At 26.1% G+C, this 16,413-nt stretch carries 14 protein-coding genes and 1 pseudogene; 1 reads left to right on the top strand and 14 read right to left on the bottom strand.

Translation table 11 applies throughout. From position 1 onward, the window contains the following. Positions 1 to 196: 196 nt before the first annotated feature. Positions 197 to 2,176 carry an ABC transporter ATP-binding protein/permease gene (locus L3B98_RS02220; RefSeq protein WP_238915461.1) on the bottom strand — a complete coding sequence of 660 codons (1,980 nt, stop codon included), beginning with the start codon at positions 2,174 to 2,176 and terminating at the stop codon, positions 197 to 199. Between the two features lie 16 nt (positions 2,177 to 2,192). Next, a pseudogene (locus L3B98_RS02215) lies at positions 2,193 to 2,420 on the bottom strand (UTP--glucose-1-phosphate uridylyltransferase); the annotation flags it as partial. A 382-nt stretch (positions 2,421 to 2,802) separates the two neighbouring features. On the opposite strand from L3B98_RS02215, the gene L3B98_RS02210 reads away from it, so the two are divergent. Next, positions 2,803 to 2,982: a hypothetical protein gene (locus tag L3B98_RS02210; protein WP_238915460.1), complete on the top strand. Its 180-nt coding sequence runs from the start codon at positions 2,803 to 2,805 to the stop codon at positions 2,980 to 2,982. A 746-nt stretch (positions 2,983 to 3,728) separates the two neighbouring features. On the opposite strand, the gene L3B98_RS02205 is transcribed toward L3B98_RS02210, so the two are convergent. The 12 genes from L3B98_RS02205 to rfbA all read right to left on the bottom strand — a co-directional run bounded on the left by L3B98_RS02205 (position 3,729) and on the right by rfbA (position 16,390). After that, positions 3,729 to 3,872, bottom strand: coding sequence for a hypothetical protein (locus L3B98_RS02205; RefSeq protein ID WP_238915459.1), 144 nt, complete (start codon positions 3,870 to 3,872; stop codon positions 3,729 to 3,731). 178 nt (positions 3,873 to 4,050) lie between these two features. Beyond that, entirely contained in the window at positions 4,051 to 5,127 is a 1,077-nt protein-coding gene (locus L3B98_RS02200) for a hypothetical protein (RefSeq protein WP_238915458.1), read from the bottom strand. Between the two features lie 170 nt (positions 5,128 to 5,297). Then, the gene (galU, locus tag L3B98_RS02195) at positions 5,298 to 6,173 is read right to left on the bottom strand and encodes a UTP--glucose-1-phosphate uridylyltransferase GalU (protein ID WP_238915457.1); all 876 of its coding nucleotides are present in this window, start codon (positions 6,171 to 6,173) and stop codon (positions 5,298 to 5,300) included. Positions 6,174 to 6,269: 96 nt separating this feature from the next. Then, complete coding sequence (locus tag L3B98_RS02190; protein ID WP_238915456.1) at positions 6,270 to 7,289, bottom strand: acyltransferase family protein; 1,020 nt, start codon at positions 7,287 to 7,289, stop codon at positions 6,270 to 6,272. 34 nt (positions 7,290 to 7,323) lie between these two features. Continuing rightward, positions 7,324 to 8,367, bottom strand: a complete 1,044-nt coding sequence (locus L3B98_RS02185; protein WP_238915455.1) for an acyltransferase family protein — start codon at positions 8,365 to 8,367, stop codon at positions 7,324 to 7,326. 41 nt (positions 8,368 to 8,408) lie between these two features. Then, positions 8,409 to 9,836 carry a lipopolysaccharide biosynthesis protein gene (locus L3B98_RS02180; protein WP_238915454.1) on the bottom strand — a complete coding sequence of 476 codons (1,428 nt, stop codon included), beginning with the start codon at positions 9,834 to 9,836 and terminating at the stop codon, positions 8,409 to 8,411. A gap of 130 nt (positions 9,837 to 9,966) precedes the next feature. Then, entirely contained in the window at positions 9,967 to 11,154 is a 1,188-nt protein-coding gene (locus tag L3B98_RS02175) for a glycosyltransferase family 4 protein (protein WP_238915453.1), read from the bottom strand. A 29-nt stretch (positions 11,155 to 11,183) separates the two neighbouring features. Beyond that, positions 11,184 to 12,530 carry an O-antigen ligase family protein gene (locus tag L3B98_RS29050; RefSeq protein ID WP_238915452.1) on the bottom strand — a complete coding sequence of 449 codons (1,347 nt, stop codon included), beginning with the start codon at positions 12,528 to 12,530 and terminating at the stop codon, positions 11,184 to 11,186. 305 nt (positions 12,531 to 12,835) lie between these two features. Then, positions 12,836 to 13,885, bottom strand: a complete 1,050-nt coding sequence (gene rfbB / locus L3B98_RS02165) for a dTDP-glucose 4,6-dehydratase (protein WP_015391312.1) — start codon at positions 13,883 to 13,885, stop codon at positions 12,836 to 12,838. 43 nt (positions 13,886 to 13,928) lie between these two features. Beyond that, positions 13,929 to 14,807, bottom strand: coding sequence for a dTDP-4-dehydrorhamnose reductase (rfbD, locus tag L3B98_RS02160; protein WP_238915451.1), 879 nt, complete (start codon positions 14,805 to 14,807; stop codon positions 13,929 to 13,931). 86 nt (positions 14,808 to 14,893) lie between these two features. Next, positions 14,894 to 15,472: a dTDP-4-dehydrorhamnose 3,5-epimerase gene (gene rfbC, locus L3B98_RS02155; protein ID WP_238915641.1), complete on the bottom strand. Its 579-nt coding sequence runs from the start codon at positions 15,470 to 15,472 to the stop codon at positions 14,894 to 14,896. Positions 15,473 to 15,481: 9 nt separating this feature from the next. After that, positions 15,482 to 16,390 carry a glucose-1-phosphate thymidylyltransferase RfbA gene (gene rfbA / locus L3B98_RS02150; RefSeq protein WP_238915450.1) on the bottom strand — a complete coding sequence of 303 codons (909 nt, stop codon included), beginning with the start codon at positions 16,388 to 16,390 and terminating at the stop codon, positions 15,482 to 15,484. Between the last annotated feature and the right edge of the window lie 23 nt (positions 16,391 to 16,413).

Here is a 16,413-nt window from a genome sequence, read left to right as displayed (position 1 = left end):
ATAGAGTAGCATAAATAACGCTAATTTTATATTGCTTTTTTGACAGATAGCAATCTGTTTTTTTGTCATGCGCATGAACAAGAAAAAAGTGGAAGAACTACTTTATTAAATAGTTCTCCCACTTTTGATTTAGACCTAAGTCTATTGACCCAATGCTAACTTAATGACATTGATATAGAGATACCGATTTTTTTTATTATTCTCTTCTTAATGACTCTACTGGATCTAATTTAGCAGCTTTATTTGCCGGTAATAATCCAGATAACGTACTTATAACAATGCTTACTGCTACTCCAAATACTCCATAAGAATTCTTTATTAAAGCTAAATTAATTTCAAACAACTTATTTGACATAATATTTATAACTTTCATTAATAAAAATGTAAAAACAAGTCCAACAAGTCCACTAAAAAATCCAATTAGAAATGCTTCACAAACAAAAATTCTTCTTATATCCTTTTCGCGTGCACCAATAGCCTTCATTATTCCTATTTCTTTTGTTCTCTCTACAACACTAATATACATAACTACTATTATCATAATTGATGATACTACTAAAGATATTGCTGCAATCCCTGATAATACGTATGTTAAAATACTTATCATTTGATTAAACATTGATGTCATTAATTCTTGTGAAGATTCTGAATATCCAAGTTCCTTAATCTTTTCTTTAATTTCAGTTGCATATTTAGCACTAGTTGTATTAATATACATTACATTTGGTTTTAATTTATATTTGTTTTCTGAATAAAACTTTTCTAAATCTGAATAATTCAAAAAAGTAGATTTCATTACAGCAGTTAAATCTGCACCTGCTGAGGCATAAATTCCACTTACAATAAATTCTTTATTTAAAATTTTTTGATTCACCAAAATATGTAAATTAACTTTTTGACCTATAACACCTCCACCTAGCTTATCACTTACAGATTTATTAATTAATAGTTCTCCTTCTTTTGGGAAAGTTCCTTGTTCTATATTTGAAGTTGTTATATTTGATGATATGGTTGAAATCCTCATTAAATTACTGCTTTTCCCATTGTAACTTAATGAATTAGCACCCATAGAAATTGCAGTAAATCCTTTTTCCACTGAAGATACATTTTCTATTTTAGATAAATTATTAATATCTTCTTCTTCAAATGACTTTGAAGTATTAACATCTGGTTTTTGTATTGTTGTAATATCTAAGTCAATTGTTTCATCTTCTTGACTAGGCATATTAACTTCTATCACTAGAGGATTTACATAACTATTCATAGTATTATTAAAATAAGCTTTAACACCGTTGCCTAAAGATAACATTAAAATAATACTCATTATTCCGATACTTGCACCTATTGAAACAAAAATATTGCGTATTAGCTTTTCCTTCATATTCACAAGAGCCAGCTTTATAGCTGATACAATATTTAGATTTTGTCTTTCTTTATTCACTTTAGCTTTTTCTCTATCAATTGATACTTCATTAATATTATTTCCTAATTTTAAACCTTTCGTATCATCTGTGATTTTACCATCTGCTATTTTAATTATTCTACTTGAAAAAGATGCTACTTTTTCAGAGTGAGTAACCATAATTACAAGTTTGCCTCTCTTAGCAATCCCCTTCATTATTTCTAAAACTTGCATTGATGTTTTTGAATCTAAGCTACCTGTAGGTTCATCAGCAACAATTATTTCAGGATCATTTATTAAAGCTCTCGCAATGGCAACCCTTTGCTTTTGACCTCCTGATAACTGATTTGGCTTTTTGTTTATATGATTATTTAAACCCAAGTCATTCAATATTTCTTTTGCACGTTTTACTCGTTCCTTTTTTCTAACATTTGATAAAGTCATAGCAATAGCTACGTTATCTAAAACAGATAAATGTGCTATTAGATTGAAGCTTTGAAAAATAAATCCTACTTGATTTTTTCTATATCTATCAAGCTCTTTTTTCCTTAGCTTTTTAATATCTTTTCCATTTACAAATAATTCTCCTGAATAATTAGAATCTAATCCTCCAATTAAATTCATTAATGTAGATTTTCCACTTCCAGATTCTCCGACAATTGCTACTAATTCTCCCTTATTAAAAGCTAAATTAACATTCTCCAGTACATGAAATTTTTCATTACCTTTTAATTTATAGTATTTATTGATATTTTTTAATTCTAATAAACACATATAGCATTCTCCTTCTATACATGGTTTTATCTTTAAGTAGCTCTAATAATGCATCTGTCAGCCATATTTTATTACCTTTATCAGGCTTAGTTCTATCTAAATATTTCAAATATCTTGGCGTTACTTTGTATCTACCAATAATTGTGATATTAGATGAAGCTTCTTCTACACTAGGCTTCTCTATTAATCGTTTAACCTTGCAAACTCTATTCTCAATTTCTATTCCATCAACTATACCGTATTTTATACATTTTTAGGCTCTATTGATTATATTCAGTATAAAATAGATTTTTGTTTTCGTAACCTACCCACTTAAGGTAGTTTCTATATTTTTGGGTATATTTTTCACATTAAATTAAATCTCCTAATATACTTGTTTTACATTCATCATAACAATCAATTATATGTTTTAAACAAGACTTTTGAGATTGATCAGTATAAACAATATTTCTTCACCCTACAAGTGGGAAATTTGGAACAAAAAGCACTGCATTAAAAATTAATTTAGTGCAGTAAGCTTTAAAGATTAAATATTTTTCGAGTAAATAAAAAATAAAAATGTATTAAATCATAGTATAATATAATTAGGTACAGTATCTAAATTACTACGTTTATGAGGATTACTTATGAATATAAGAACAAGAAAACAAAAGGGAGAAAAGGAAAATAAAATAAATTTTTTCGGAGAGTTCTTAAAAATTAAAAAACACTTTGGAAAGAAATTCAAGCTATTAAGAAAATTCAGAGTGATGAAAGCAACACAAACATCAATTACATTAATGAGGTTTTACATTGAAAACGATTAATCAATGCAGTAGATTTTACAGATATAAGTGATACAACTCTTGAAAATACTGATACAAATGATAAAATACCCAAAAACTTTGTTTTTGTTACGAACATAAAACTTAGTAAAAGAAATGTTTTGAAAATTGTGGTGACTGGTAAAAAATACAGAAACGGAAAACAAAAGATTCAATAATCAAAAGAAGATTCGGTATAATATAGAACATGCTTGTTGTTTAGATTATTAAGCTACTAAAAATCATTATTTATTAGTGCGAATTTCAGATATATTAACGCAACTATTTGAAAACGGTAGCGGAGCAATAAAAGAATTAAACGCTGGTATAAGAGAAATATCTTCAAGAACATTAGAATCTTTTTGACGAGACCTTCTAACACTTGAAGATATATCACAATTAAATAAGCATATAAAAATACGCTATCTATAACAATACAATTTTAGCAAGAGTTGCAATAAATTTAAAGTATATGACACAAATCAATTAAATTTTTTTGCATAGTTGCTACGCAACTATATTGCCGATTTTTCAAAAAATATAAAAAATATATTTTCTTAATTTTTAAAAAATAAAAATTGAAAATCAAGAGAATTTAGACGATATAAATAAATTTAATCTTCGATACTGTTGCAGTGCTTGTATTTAGTAATTTCTCTTTCACTCTGGTATACTTTACATATAAAGAAAACATTCCTAAAACAAAAAGAACAGAATTTCTACTTTTACTCTTATTATTACATTTTATTTCAAAGTTCTGATCTCTTTATGTTAGATTTATGTTTTTTTAATATAATCTGAGCATTTTTGTCTGCTCTTTTGGCAGTTTTGCATAAAGCTAGTACAAAGAGTATTGTTATAGCTACTATTAATATAATTAGAATTTTAATCATTATAATAACCTCTATCCATATAATTTGTTTAATTATATTTCTATTTCTTTATTATGTCAATCTTATAAATATTTAATTACTTAGTCTAATTTTTAATATATTAGAAAAATATTATTGTAGCGATATTTTAGGAACATAATACTATTCCCAAATTAAGTTTACACCATGTTGGCTCATATTATATTAAACCTCCTTTTAAATAATCATGCATAGTCTGTTCTGCACTTGTTACTTCAGTATCGTTAAAATAATCAAATGGGGGACTTACATGCCACCATGAGAATCCTAATACATTGACATTTTGGCATAGACCATCACATACTGCTTTAATTGCTAAGGCAGTACCATCATAAGTTGTAACACCATTTGCATTCGTAGGATCATATGCCTTAGCTAGCCCCGTATCCTTAGGCATTAATCCTGTTTCTGTTATAAAAATTTTCTTATTAAAAGTATTTGCATGCATATTTATTAAATCCATTGTAGATTTTCCTTTAAAAATAGGAGCATAATAAGCTTGTATTATTTCATCTAAAGTTGGATTTTGGCTAAATAGTTTATTAGTATAATGAAAGTACATATTAAACCCTATAAAATCAAGTAATCCCCAAAATTTCAAAGGAGTATCTACTTTATATTCATTACCGTGTGCTGCATAAGTCAATAAAAGATTGGGATATTCACTTCGTATTGCTGAAACAATATCTGCCCAGTAACTATAATTTGCATCAACTGTTTGCTGAACCTGTTCACAACCAATACATAATATAGAAATATCATTATCAGTACACATTTGAGCATAATGTAGGCATATAGTTTTCCAATTTCGAAAGAATGTAGCTACATCAGGATGATAGGCTTTTCTACCATAACCATCTGAATAATTAGTACCTAAATGAAGGTTTATCATTGTCGTTTTCACATTTGCAGTAGTAGCATTTGCAAGAGCTTGATTAATTATGCTATCTGGAAACATAACAGGATTAGCATCTGTATCTCCTTTAATATTTATCATTACTACAAGGGTATTATCTGCTCCTTGAAAAGCTAGGTGATTGTATACACGAACAGTTGGTATATGAGTTCCTCCATTACCCCAAACTGTTGTTGATACAGTTTTATACTTTAGATAGTTTCTAGCTATACTTAATCTTGTACCCGAAATATCTGACATCTGTGTTTTAACACTTCCTGTTTGAGTAAAACTTATTAAAATTGTTAGTATAGCTAGAATAACTCTTTTAAATATATTCATATCTATCATTCCTTTACTTAAGCTTATTAATATATATGCTTAATTTACTATATAAAGAAAAAAAGATTTTTATTGATATAGTAAATCAATAAAAATCTTTTTTATGTACAGTCGGTTGGAGTGCTATGGAGGAACTTGTGACTCCATAGCTACATTTAGAGAAGTTTTTATTATATTATACTTCTTAAATATTCTATAAATTCATCCTTAATTTCAGGTTTTCTTATTGCATATTCTATTGTTGCCTCTAAAAATCCTAATTTATCACCAACATCATATCTCTTACCTTCAAAATTATAAGCATACATAGCTTCGTTTTTAATAAGTTCTAACAATGCATCTGTAAGTTGAATTTCATTCCCCTTACCTGGCTTAGTCTTCTGTAATATCTCAAATATTCTAGGAGTTACTATATATCTACCCAGTATTGCAGTATTAGAAGGTGCCTCTTCTTTGCTTGGCTTCTCAACTAATCCTTTAACCTTACATAATCTATCCTCTATTTGTATTCCATCCACAATACCATACTTAGATACATTTTCAGGATCAACGCTTTGAACACCTAGGATGCTTGTATTATACTCATCATAGCAATCAATAAGTTGCTTTAAACAAGGTCTTTGAGATTTATCAGTATAAACAATATCATCACCAAGAAGAATTGCAAAAGGTTCATTGCCAACAAAACTCTTAGCACAATAAATAGCATGCCCTAGTCCTCTAGGTTCTTTTTGTCTTATGTAATGAATATCAACCATGCCTGAAATTCCCTTAACCAATTCCAATAATTCATCCTTACTATTCTTTGCAAGTTCCATCTCAAGCTCAACAGACTTATCAAAATGATCCTCAATACACTTCTTATTCCTACCAGTAACAATAAGAATTTCCTCAATCCCAGAAGCAACAGCTTCCTCTATAATGTATTGAATAGTAGGCTTATCAACTATAGGAAGCATCTCCTTTGGTTGAGCCTTAGTTGCAGGTAAAAATCTTGTTCCTAGACCTGCTGCTGGAATTATTGCTTTTCTTATTTTCTTATTCATAATATTTCACTCCCATATTCTCTAATATAAATTACGTATATTTATTAATCTTACTAGTTAAAAGTAAGCTATTAAATGATTGATTTATAATATATTCTAATTTACTATATTTGTCTTCGACATAAGTACCTGATTTGTTGTTTTTCCTTTAAATAAAAATTCTAAATATCTATTTTTAGAACAAATATAAGCAAATATCAATGTTGGTACTACTCCAACTAATATGTATCCTATAATTCCATATTCAATTTTATTTTGAATCAATCCATTGATAGGTATATGGAAATACATTATTGGTAATGTATTTATTCCTATAATATTAATTAAATTAATATTAATTTTGCTAATAAATGTGCTAGTCATAAGTATCCATATTCCGAATATACCTGGTATTAATATATCTAAAATAAAATTATAATAATGTCCTAATTTCATATTTAAAGTATAAGATAATATACCTTTTAAATTTAAAATAATAAAAATTAAGCATATTAAAAATACTATTAAATATAAAATAACATTATTTTTATTAATAATTTTATTTATAGTACTCTTAAAATAAAATCCCATAGCGAAATATGCTATAGACATTAAGCATACATCTATATTCAATGGTATTTTGTATATAAAATTCCAGTCTAAATAATTTTCAGTATAAGGTAGAAAGAAAATAGATTCTAAATGAGCTAGTAAATAAAAAACTATAACAATAATTATTATTGTTCTTTTTGAAAATTCTTTATTAAAGAAATAAAAAGCAAGTATTGTTATTAACATACATGGTATAAACCAATATGTCCCTGAATACATTCTGCCACCATATAAAAATTTTATTACATTATCTAGTGATATATTCCTTTGCAATAAAGATATTAAAATAAAATATGAAAAATATGGTACAATATATTTTATTATAGTTTTTCTCATCCATAATTTCTTGTAGTCTCCTTTAAATAAATAACCACTTATAGTAAAGAATAATGGCATATGAAACCAAAAAATTATTCTTTGTACATTTGTATTAATATTAGGATAATGACCTATTACTACGAGAATTATTAATATGAATTTCATAACGTCAATAGTTTTAGATCTTTCACTTATCTCTTTCGACATTTTATTCCGCCCCTTACAATACATATTTTTTAATCTATTGTCTTAATTTATTATTATTCACTTTACTTTTACCAACAATAATAGGACAATACTTATTTAAAAAATATGATATTGGTATTAAAACTACAATAATAAGTGTTGAATTTATTATTTCTTTAATATTTATATTTATTGGAATTGTTTCAGTCATTTTATGTAATATTACTATTAGTAATTGATTAAAAGCCAAAATTGAAATTGTATTTTTCCCAATATATAAAAAAACTTTATATACTTTTAAGTTACTAATCAATCTAATATTATATAAATATATCGATATCATCATATACATAAATATAGAAGCAAATGCTGATATATAATAATAGAAATAGTTATTATATGTTATTATCATTAGAGCAACATGTCCATTCAGTAACTCAAAAGTTATACTGATTACAAATAATAGTATTATAGTATAAATTTTCGGTTTGTAAAAACAATTGATAATATTTTTATTCTTTTTAAATAAATATCCGAATCCATAAAAAACTATAGCTGTACATGCAACATCTATACCCCAATACAATCTAATGTTAGTTATCAGTGGATAAAAGTATCCAATTAATGAAAATATAATTAATACCATAGATAAAGTTATATTGTTATCTTTAATATGTTTTACTAAAATAAAGAAAATAATCTCAACTATAAATAAGCAAGTTAAAAACCATAGGGCATTTGCTATAGGTAAATGTGTAGTTGTATTTATAGTTAATAAATATTTTATTGGATCATATAAGTTATCATTTGTTTTAACTAAATTAATTCTTACAAGTATAATCCAAAAGATATAATTAATTAATCCAAATAGCAAATACGGAATAATTAAGGCTCTAGCTCTTTTAGCTGTATAATTTTTAAAACTATAATTACTATTATTAGATAAATATCCAGAAATAAAGAAAAATAAAGGCATGTGAAATGATTGTATGTACCAATATATTATTCGTGGTGCACCATAATGCGCCCAAACCATATAAAAAATCGCCACAAATTTTACAAAATCAATCCATTCAATTCTTTTCATATTTTGTTTCAAAACACTCCCCACCCCCATAATTATTTTTTATTATAATTTACTTATTTAATAATAATGCTTTTTAATAATTTATATTCTTTAGTTATAATTAAGCCAATTAAATAAGTTATAATACCTATTACTAATTTTACTATTGCACTAATCAATACATTGTCTATAGATATTCTTGATGTTAATAAATAACCACATACCATTATAAATCCTATTATTAATACATTTTTTATATTTAGCAAAAATTCACTAAATTTCTTATTAAAAACGTGTGTCATCAACACATAAAAGCACTGTATAAAGTTAAATGCAAAAGAAATTACTATCCCAATTGATAATATTTCCAAACTTTTACTTATAATTCCAATCGTTATTGCTGTTATAGTAAAACATGCAGATACAAAACCAGTAGAAAATAATTTATTTACATATCCTGTTGATTGAAATATTGATCCAATGCTAGATAAAACCATTTGTATTACTATAGATAATGATAATATTCTAAAAACAGGTATAGACTTATCCCAGTTATTTCCATACATTATACGTATAATTTCCTTTGATGAAAAAAAACAATATACCGATACAAAGATGCCTATATATGCAAGAACTTTAACTACTTTTATATATGTATCATAAATAACATCAATTTGATCTTGATATTCTGACAATACTGGATGCAATACTGGTGTTATTACATTTGTTAAGTTTTGTACTGGATATAACATAAGTTTATAAGATTTATCATAGTACCCTAATGTAGATGATCCTAAAAACTTTCCTATTAATATATTATCTAAATTTCTAGTGAAATAATTAATGAAATTAAATAAGAATTGATAGCTAGAATAGTTTCTTATCTTTTTAACAGCATTATAAGAATATCCTTTTTTAATTTTAATTTTAGAGAATGTAAAAGATAATATAAAAATAAATAAACTTTTTGAAATTGAATCAAATATCAATGAATAATATGACCAACCATTTAATGCAAGTGTTATAGTAATAATTCCCACACCTATATTAGCACAAACATTAATTATTCCTACTAATTTAAAATTTTGTTTTTTATATATTAATGCATTGGGTACTATATTACATATAAAGAAAAATACCGAAAATGATAATAAAATTCCTAATTTTATGTAAATTTTATTTGTATAAAAAAATGCAATAAAATACGAAAAGAAATAAAATCCAATTGCAATAACTAATGCTCCCATTACTGAAAACTTAAATATATCTGATATTTCTTTATCATCTAATAATTTATTCTGTATTATGGCTGGTCCAATCCCCATATCACCTAAAATATTAAAAAATGATATAAATACAGTTATTATTGCAATTACACCAAATTCTTCTGGCATTAATAATCTAGCTAATATCGAATTTATTATTAATTGGGTAATTACATTACTATATTTTGCTATAAAAGTTATCATTATTCCATTTTTTAACTTTGATTTATTACTCACTTCATCCTCCTACATTGTATATTCTTAAATTTTCTTTGCATAATATTGGTTTTATATTTGTCATTCATATTCTTGATCATAATACTAATACAATATTTAATAATTTCATTGAACTATGTAGTTGTAAAAATTATGCCCTTAAAGATTGTATTATTTTAGTCCACTCGCCGGATATTTTACTTATAGAAAAGTCTTGCGCTCTAACTATAGATCCTTTTGCTATTCTTTTTCTTTTCTCTTCATTTTCAATTAAATGTATAATATTTTCTGCTAATGCATCAATATCTTCACATGGAACTAAAATTCCATTTTCATCGGGTTTATTTATTATTTCTTTTGGTCCAGAATTAGCGAATGCTATAACTGGTAATCCACATTCCATTGCTTCTGTTATAACTAAACCAAATCCTTCCCATCTGGATGAAGATACAAGAATAGATGAATTTAAATAATATTCTTCAATATTATTTGTAGAGGGTTGTATCTTAATTTTATTTTCTAAATTTAAATCGCTAATTAATTCATTTAATTTATCTTTATCTGCTCCATCTCCAACTATATATAATATCCAATCCTTATGAATTGAAGAAACCTTATGAAATGCCTTTATAAGCAAATCTAATCCCTTTTGTTCTTGTATTAACCTTCCTACACATACAATATTTTTTTCTTCACAGTTTGATTTTTTATCAGAAGTAAAACTAAGAGGATTATATATTCTATTACTATTTATCATAAAATTCTTATCTATAAGTTTTTTATCGTCATCAGTTAACACTATATATTTATCTAATTTTTTTATATATACTTTAAAAAGTTCATCTTGTTTCCAGTTATATTTATATGGTGAATTAAAATATGCATCATACGAATTATGCTGCCATCCAATTGTCTTTGCATTTATTTTATTTCCTATAATTCCTAATAACATACTGCAATACCCTTGATTTCCTATAATTACATCATAATCTTTAGAATTAAAAAAATTTATAAAGTTATTTTGAATATTAGTAGGATAAAATGCTTGTGTTAACAAACCTATAAATTTCTTTTTATTTAAAAATTCTATTTTCATAATTAACGTTCTTAATACTTTTGAATATATTTTTGTGAAGAGCTTTTTCTTACATAATTCTTCGTTAATTATAACTTGTACTTTTTTATCTAACTTATATAATTCTCTATTTACTTTGTATGTTCCATTTGTGCATATTATAGTTACATCATAAGTATTAACTAATTCATTAGTTAATACAGATAAAACTCTTTGTATACCACCCAAATTAAAAATAGTATCTGTTAAAAAACAAATTTTCATATTTTCTCCTCTGCATTCTATTATTTTAACTATTTATTTTCTTTGTTATATAATTCAAGTTTTTCATCTGTATATAAATTTATATACGAGATAAATACCCACATAAAAGTAGACACAGCATATGAATGTATTATTTGACTTGTGAACATACTCCCACCTATTAATAACATAAAATAAGATGTACTCATAGATAGATATAGCTTATCCTTACTTAATCTATAGTTAACTGCCATTTTTACCAAAGGAGAACAAATTAAAATTATATATAAAATTAAACCTATGATTCCAGCTTTATAGGCAATATTTATATATGCATTATCTGTATTAAGTGACTCTTCTATTTGAAAATTTCCTTGAGCATCAACAAATGGCATATGTATTCCAAATCCATTTCCAAGAGGTTTTTCTTCTATTAAATCTAAATAATAGTCAAATGTAAGCATTCTTGTTTTTAAATTATCATCATTATTTGATGAAGATATCTGTTTATATCTATTTATAAAGTTACTATTGCTATTAATAATATTATTAGCTCCATAAGCTACAACAATTGCAATAAATATAAATAGTCCCATTTTTCTTATTAATTTTTTCAAAGAAATTTTATTTGTAAAGCTAATTAGTATTATTAAAATAAAATTAATAAGTATTAAAACTGGATTAGTTCGATTTTGAGATAAAATTATCAATATAATCGATAAAAAACAAGAACATATTAATATTGATTTGCTGATTAAATACTTTCTATTATAAAACAAAAAAAACATATAACTTAATGTTATTATAAATAATGTTTGTGCATTATAACCGAATCTTCCAGAAGTACCTTGTAAATTCCAAATGCTTAAGTTTTTAGTTAAATATATAATAACCCCAATTGCAGCATTCCCAAACATAGCATATACAGTCATGTTCATAAGTTTATATATATCATCTTTCTCATTAATTACTTTATATGTACAATAAAATAACATAATCTGCATAGCATATATTTTGAAATCAACACTTGCACTATACCCTTTACTTAATCCAACAAAAAAATATATACAATATAATATAGATAATAGAAAAAAAGTAATATTTACAAAATTATTTAACTTAAATCTTCTAAAATTGCTACTATGTATTAATATAACAAAATATAATATTACTACCATGCAAATAATAATCGTGATTGAAAGATTCAGATTATTACTAAGTCCAATAGGAAATAATAATGCAATAAAGTATGTTATCCAAAAACATCTTTTAGGATTTTTAAAACAATAAACTATATATATGATTCCTGGTAAAATAAATAATGATTTTACTTTAAAGAATATTGATATGAATGCTACCAAAATACTGATTATTAATATGCTTAATTTCTTTTTCACTCAATTACCTCACTATCTTATAATTTTAGGTTTATATTAAATCGTACGCTACATCTATAAGTGTTAAAACCCGATTATAAATCTTAACTTCATAAAGTAAATCTTAAATTTAGCTATTGTAAAATCATTCATTTTTCTACTCCAATATCCTAATTGTAAATACAATGATATTATTGCATTCTTGCTTTTATTAATTTACCATCATATTTCCTAATTATCATTTTAATGCAACAATCGCTTTAGGGTGCTTTTTAGAAATTCTATCCTATTGTACATACACATTTAATCAATTCATTAATTTAATATTACTTATACATCTTCTCATAATACTTTTCATAATCTCCAGATGTAACATTCTTCATCCACTCTTGATTATCTAAATACCACTTTATAGCCTTCTTTATTCCAACTTCAAATGTAGTTTCAGGATACCACCCTAATTCTTCTTTTATCTTATCTGGAGCTATTCCGTATCTTCTATCATGTCCTTTTCTATCGTCAACATATTTAATTAAATTTTCACTTACTGCTTTATCTACATTTTCATTTATATAAGATATGACTGTTTTTACTATTTGTATATTAGTTCTTTCATTGTGTCCACCAACATTATAAACTTCTCCAAGTCTGCCACCATTAATAACCATATCAATTGCCTTTGCATGATCTTCTACAAATAACCAATCTCTTATATTCATACCATCACCATACACTGGTAAATCTTTATGTTGAAGGCAGTTATTTATTAATAATGGAATTAACTTTTCTGGGAATTGAAATGGTCCATAATTATTTGAACATCTTGTTATATTAACTGGCATTTTATAAGTATCAGCATAAGCCTTAACCATAAAATCTGATCCAGCTTTGCTTGATGAATATGGGCTATGAGGATCTAATGGAGTTGTTTCTCTAAAGAATCCTTCTGCACCTAACGATCCATAAACTTCATCTGTTGATACATGAAGGAATTTAACTCCTTCTTTAAATCCATCTTTTGTTTCCCATGCATCTTTTGCACAGTTAAGCATATTAACTGTTCCAAGTACATTGGTCTCAGCGAATATTTCTGGTTCCTTTATACTTCTATCAACATGTGATTCTGCTGCAAAGTGAACAACATAATTTATATCATTAGCTTTAAAAAGGCTTGAAACTAATTCTTTATTACAAACATCTACTTTAACAAATGTATATCTTTCATCATTTTCAATTGACTTAAGATTTTCTAAATTACCTGCATAAGTCAATTTATCTAAATTGATTATTTTAATATTTTCATATTTATTTAGCATATATAAAATAAAATTTGAACCTATAAATCCTGCTCCGCCTGTAACTAAGTATGTTTTCATTTATTAATCTCCTTTTCCTATTCATATATTATCTTTCATTTCTTTATTGTACTTTTTTAATAAATGACTTTATTGCTTCTTTCCAATCTCTCATTTTATCACCAACAGTGCATCTTAGCATCATATTATCAAGTGATGAATACTCTGGTCTCTTTGCTGGAGTTTTGTATTCTTCTGATGTACATGGTTTTACTTCACATTTTTCTCCTGACAATTCAATTATCATTTTAGCAAAATCATACCAACTACATTCTCCATTACCTGTGCAATGATATACGCCATATTCTTCTGTTTCAATAATCTTTAAAATATGATAAGCCAAGTCATTAGCATGAGTCGGATTCCCTCTTTGATCATCAACAACTTTAATCACGTCTTTTTCTTTTCCAAGTTTTATCATTGTATAAACAAAATTATGACCTACATATCCATATAACCATGCTGTTCTAACAATAAAAGATTTTGAGCAAAATTCTTGCACGTATTTTTCTCCCAAAAGCTTAGTTTTTCCATAAGAACTATATGGCGCTGTCAAATCATATTCTGTTAATGGTTTATTACCAACTCCACTAAATACATAATCTGTTGAAACTTGAACTAATTTAGCATTAATTTTTTCACAAGCCATAGCTAAATTTTTAGGCCCTATTGAGTTGACTTTAAATGCAAAATCTTCATTGCTTTCACAACCATCAACATTTGTTGCTGCTGCACAATTTATTACTACATCTGGTTTCAAGTCATTTAATTTTTCTTTAACTTGAGCTAAATTGGTTATGTCAAGCACATCTACATCAAGTGCTATAACTTCTGAATTTCTTATATTTTCTGAAACTTCACTAATTTCTGATTTTCCACACTTTATTATATTTTGAAGTTCATTCCCTAATTGACCTTTGCATCCTGTTATTAATATTTTCATATATTTCTCGCTCCTCACATTTAATTAAAAGAAAATAGAGACACTATAATTTAATAATAACTTTATTTAAAATTTATATTTCTTTACTACCTATATATAAAATCTTCATATTCCCTTAAATCTAATTGCTTTAAACTCGGATGCTTTTTATCTTTCTCAGATAAAAGTATATTTTCTATCATATCTAAAGGCCATTCTATATTAATATCTGGATCATTCCACATAACTCCACCATCATATTCTGGTGAATAAAGATCTGTACATTTATAATTAAAAACAGCTTCATCTGATAAAACTAAAAAACCATGTGCAAAACCTTCTGGAATATAGAATTGCTTTTTATTCTCATCATTTAAAACAACTCCTTCCCAGTGTCCATAAGTTGGAGATCCTGTTCTTAGATCAACTGCCACATCAAAAACTTCGCCTTTAGTTACTCTAACAAGTTTTCCTTGACTATGTTTCCTTTGGAAATGAAGTCCTCTTAAAACTCCTTTATTAGACTTGGATTCATTATCTTGAACAAAAGTCATATTAAGTCCAGCTTCATCAAATTGTTCTTTATTATAAGTTTCCATAAAATAACCTCTGTTATCTCCTAAAACTTTAGGTTCTATTATATATACTCCATCAATGTTTGTCTTATTAAAATTTACCACCTTTATTACCACCTATCAATTTACTGATGCAATTTCTTCTCTTGCTTTTTGTATTTCAATTTCTTCTACTATATCAACCAAATATTTGCCATATCCAGTTTTCATTAGAGGTTTTGAAAGATCAATAACTTTTTGTGAACTTATCCATCCTTGCCTATAAGCAATTTCTTCAAGACATGCTATATACGTTCCTTGAGTACTTTGAACTGCTTCAACAAAATTAGAAGCTTGAAGCATAGAAACATGAGTTCCAGTATCAAGCCAAGCCATTCCTCTACCTAGTAGTTGTACTTTTAATGAACCCTCTTGCATATAAACTTTATTCAAATCAGTTATTTCAAGTTCTTCTCTTTCAGAAGGTTTTAATGCCTTAGCCTTCTCGACTACTGAATTGTCATAAAAATAAAGCCCTGGCACTGCATATTTTGACCTTGGATTTTTAGGTTTTTCTTCTAAAGAAATAACTTTCCCATCTTCATCAAATTCAACTACTCCAAAATCTTTAGGATTTTGAACATAATAACCAAATACATATGCTCCATTTTCTAAGGCAGCAGCTTTTTTTAAATGTTCTGAAAAGCTTTGACCATAAAAAATATTATCTCCAAGTACCATTGCTACATTATCATCACCAATAAATTCTTCGCCAATAATAAATGCTTCTGCAAGTCCATTAGGATTTTCCTGAACTGCATATTTAATATTTAATCCCAGATCTTGTCCATCTTTAAAAAGTTCTTTAAAGTTAACAATATCTCTTTGTGTAGATATTATTAATATATCTTTTATTCCTGCAAGCATCAAAACTGACATTGGATAATATATCATTGGTTTATCATATATTGGTGCCATTTGTTTTGACATTGCTTTTGTTACTGGATAAAGCCTTGTTCCTGATCCTCCGGCTAAGATTATTCCTTTCATTCTTTTCCTCTTCCTTTCATTGA

Source organism: Clostridium sp. YIM B02555, from assembly GCF_022320955.1.
GTDB classification, from domain to species: Bacteria; Bacillota; Clostridia; order Clostridiales; family Clostridiaceae; genus Clostridium; species Clostridium saccharoperbutylacetonicum.
The sequence above is the reverse complement of the archived record's forward strand: the minus strand, read 5'-3'. Positions and strand labels throughout refer to the sequence as shown.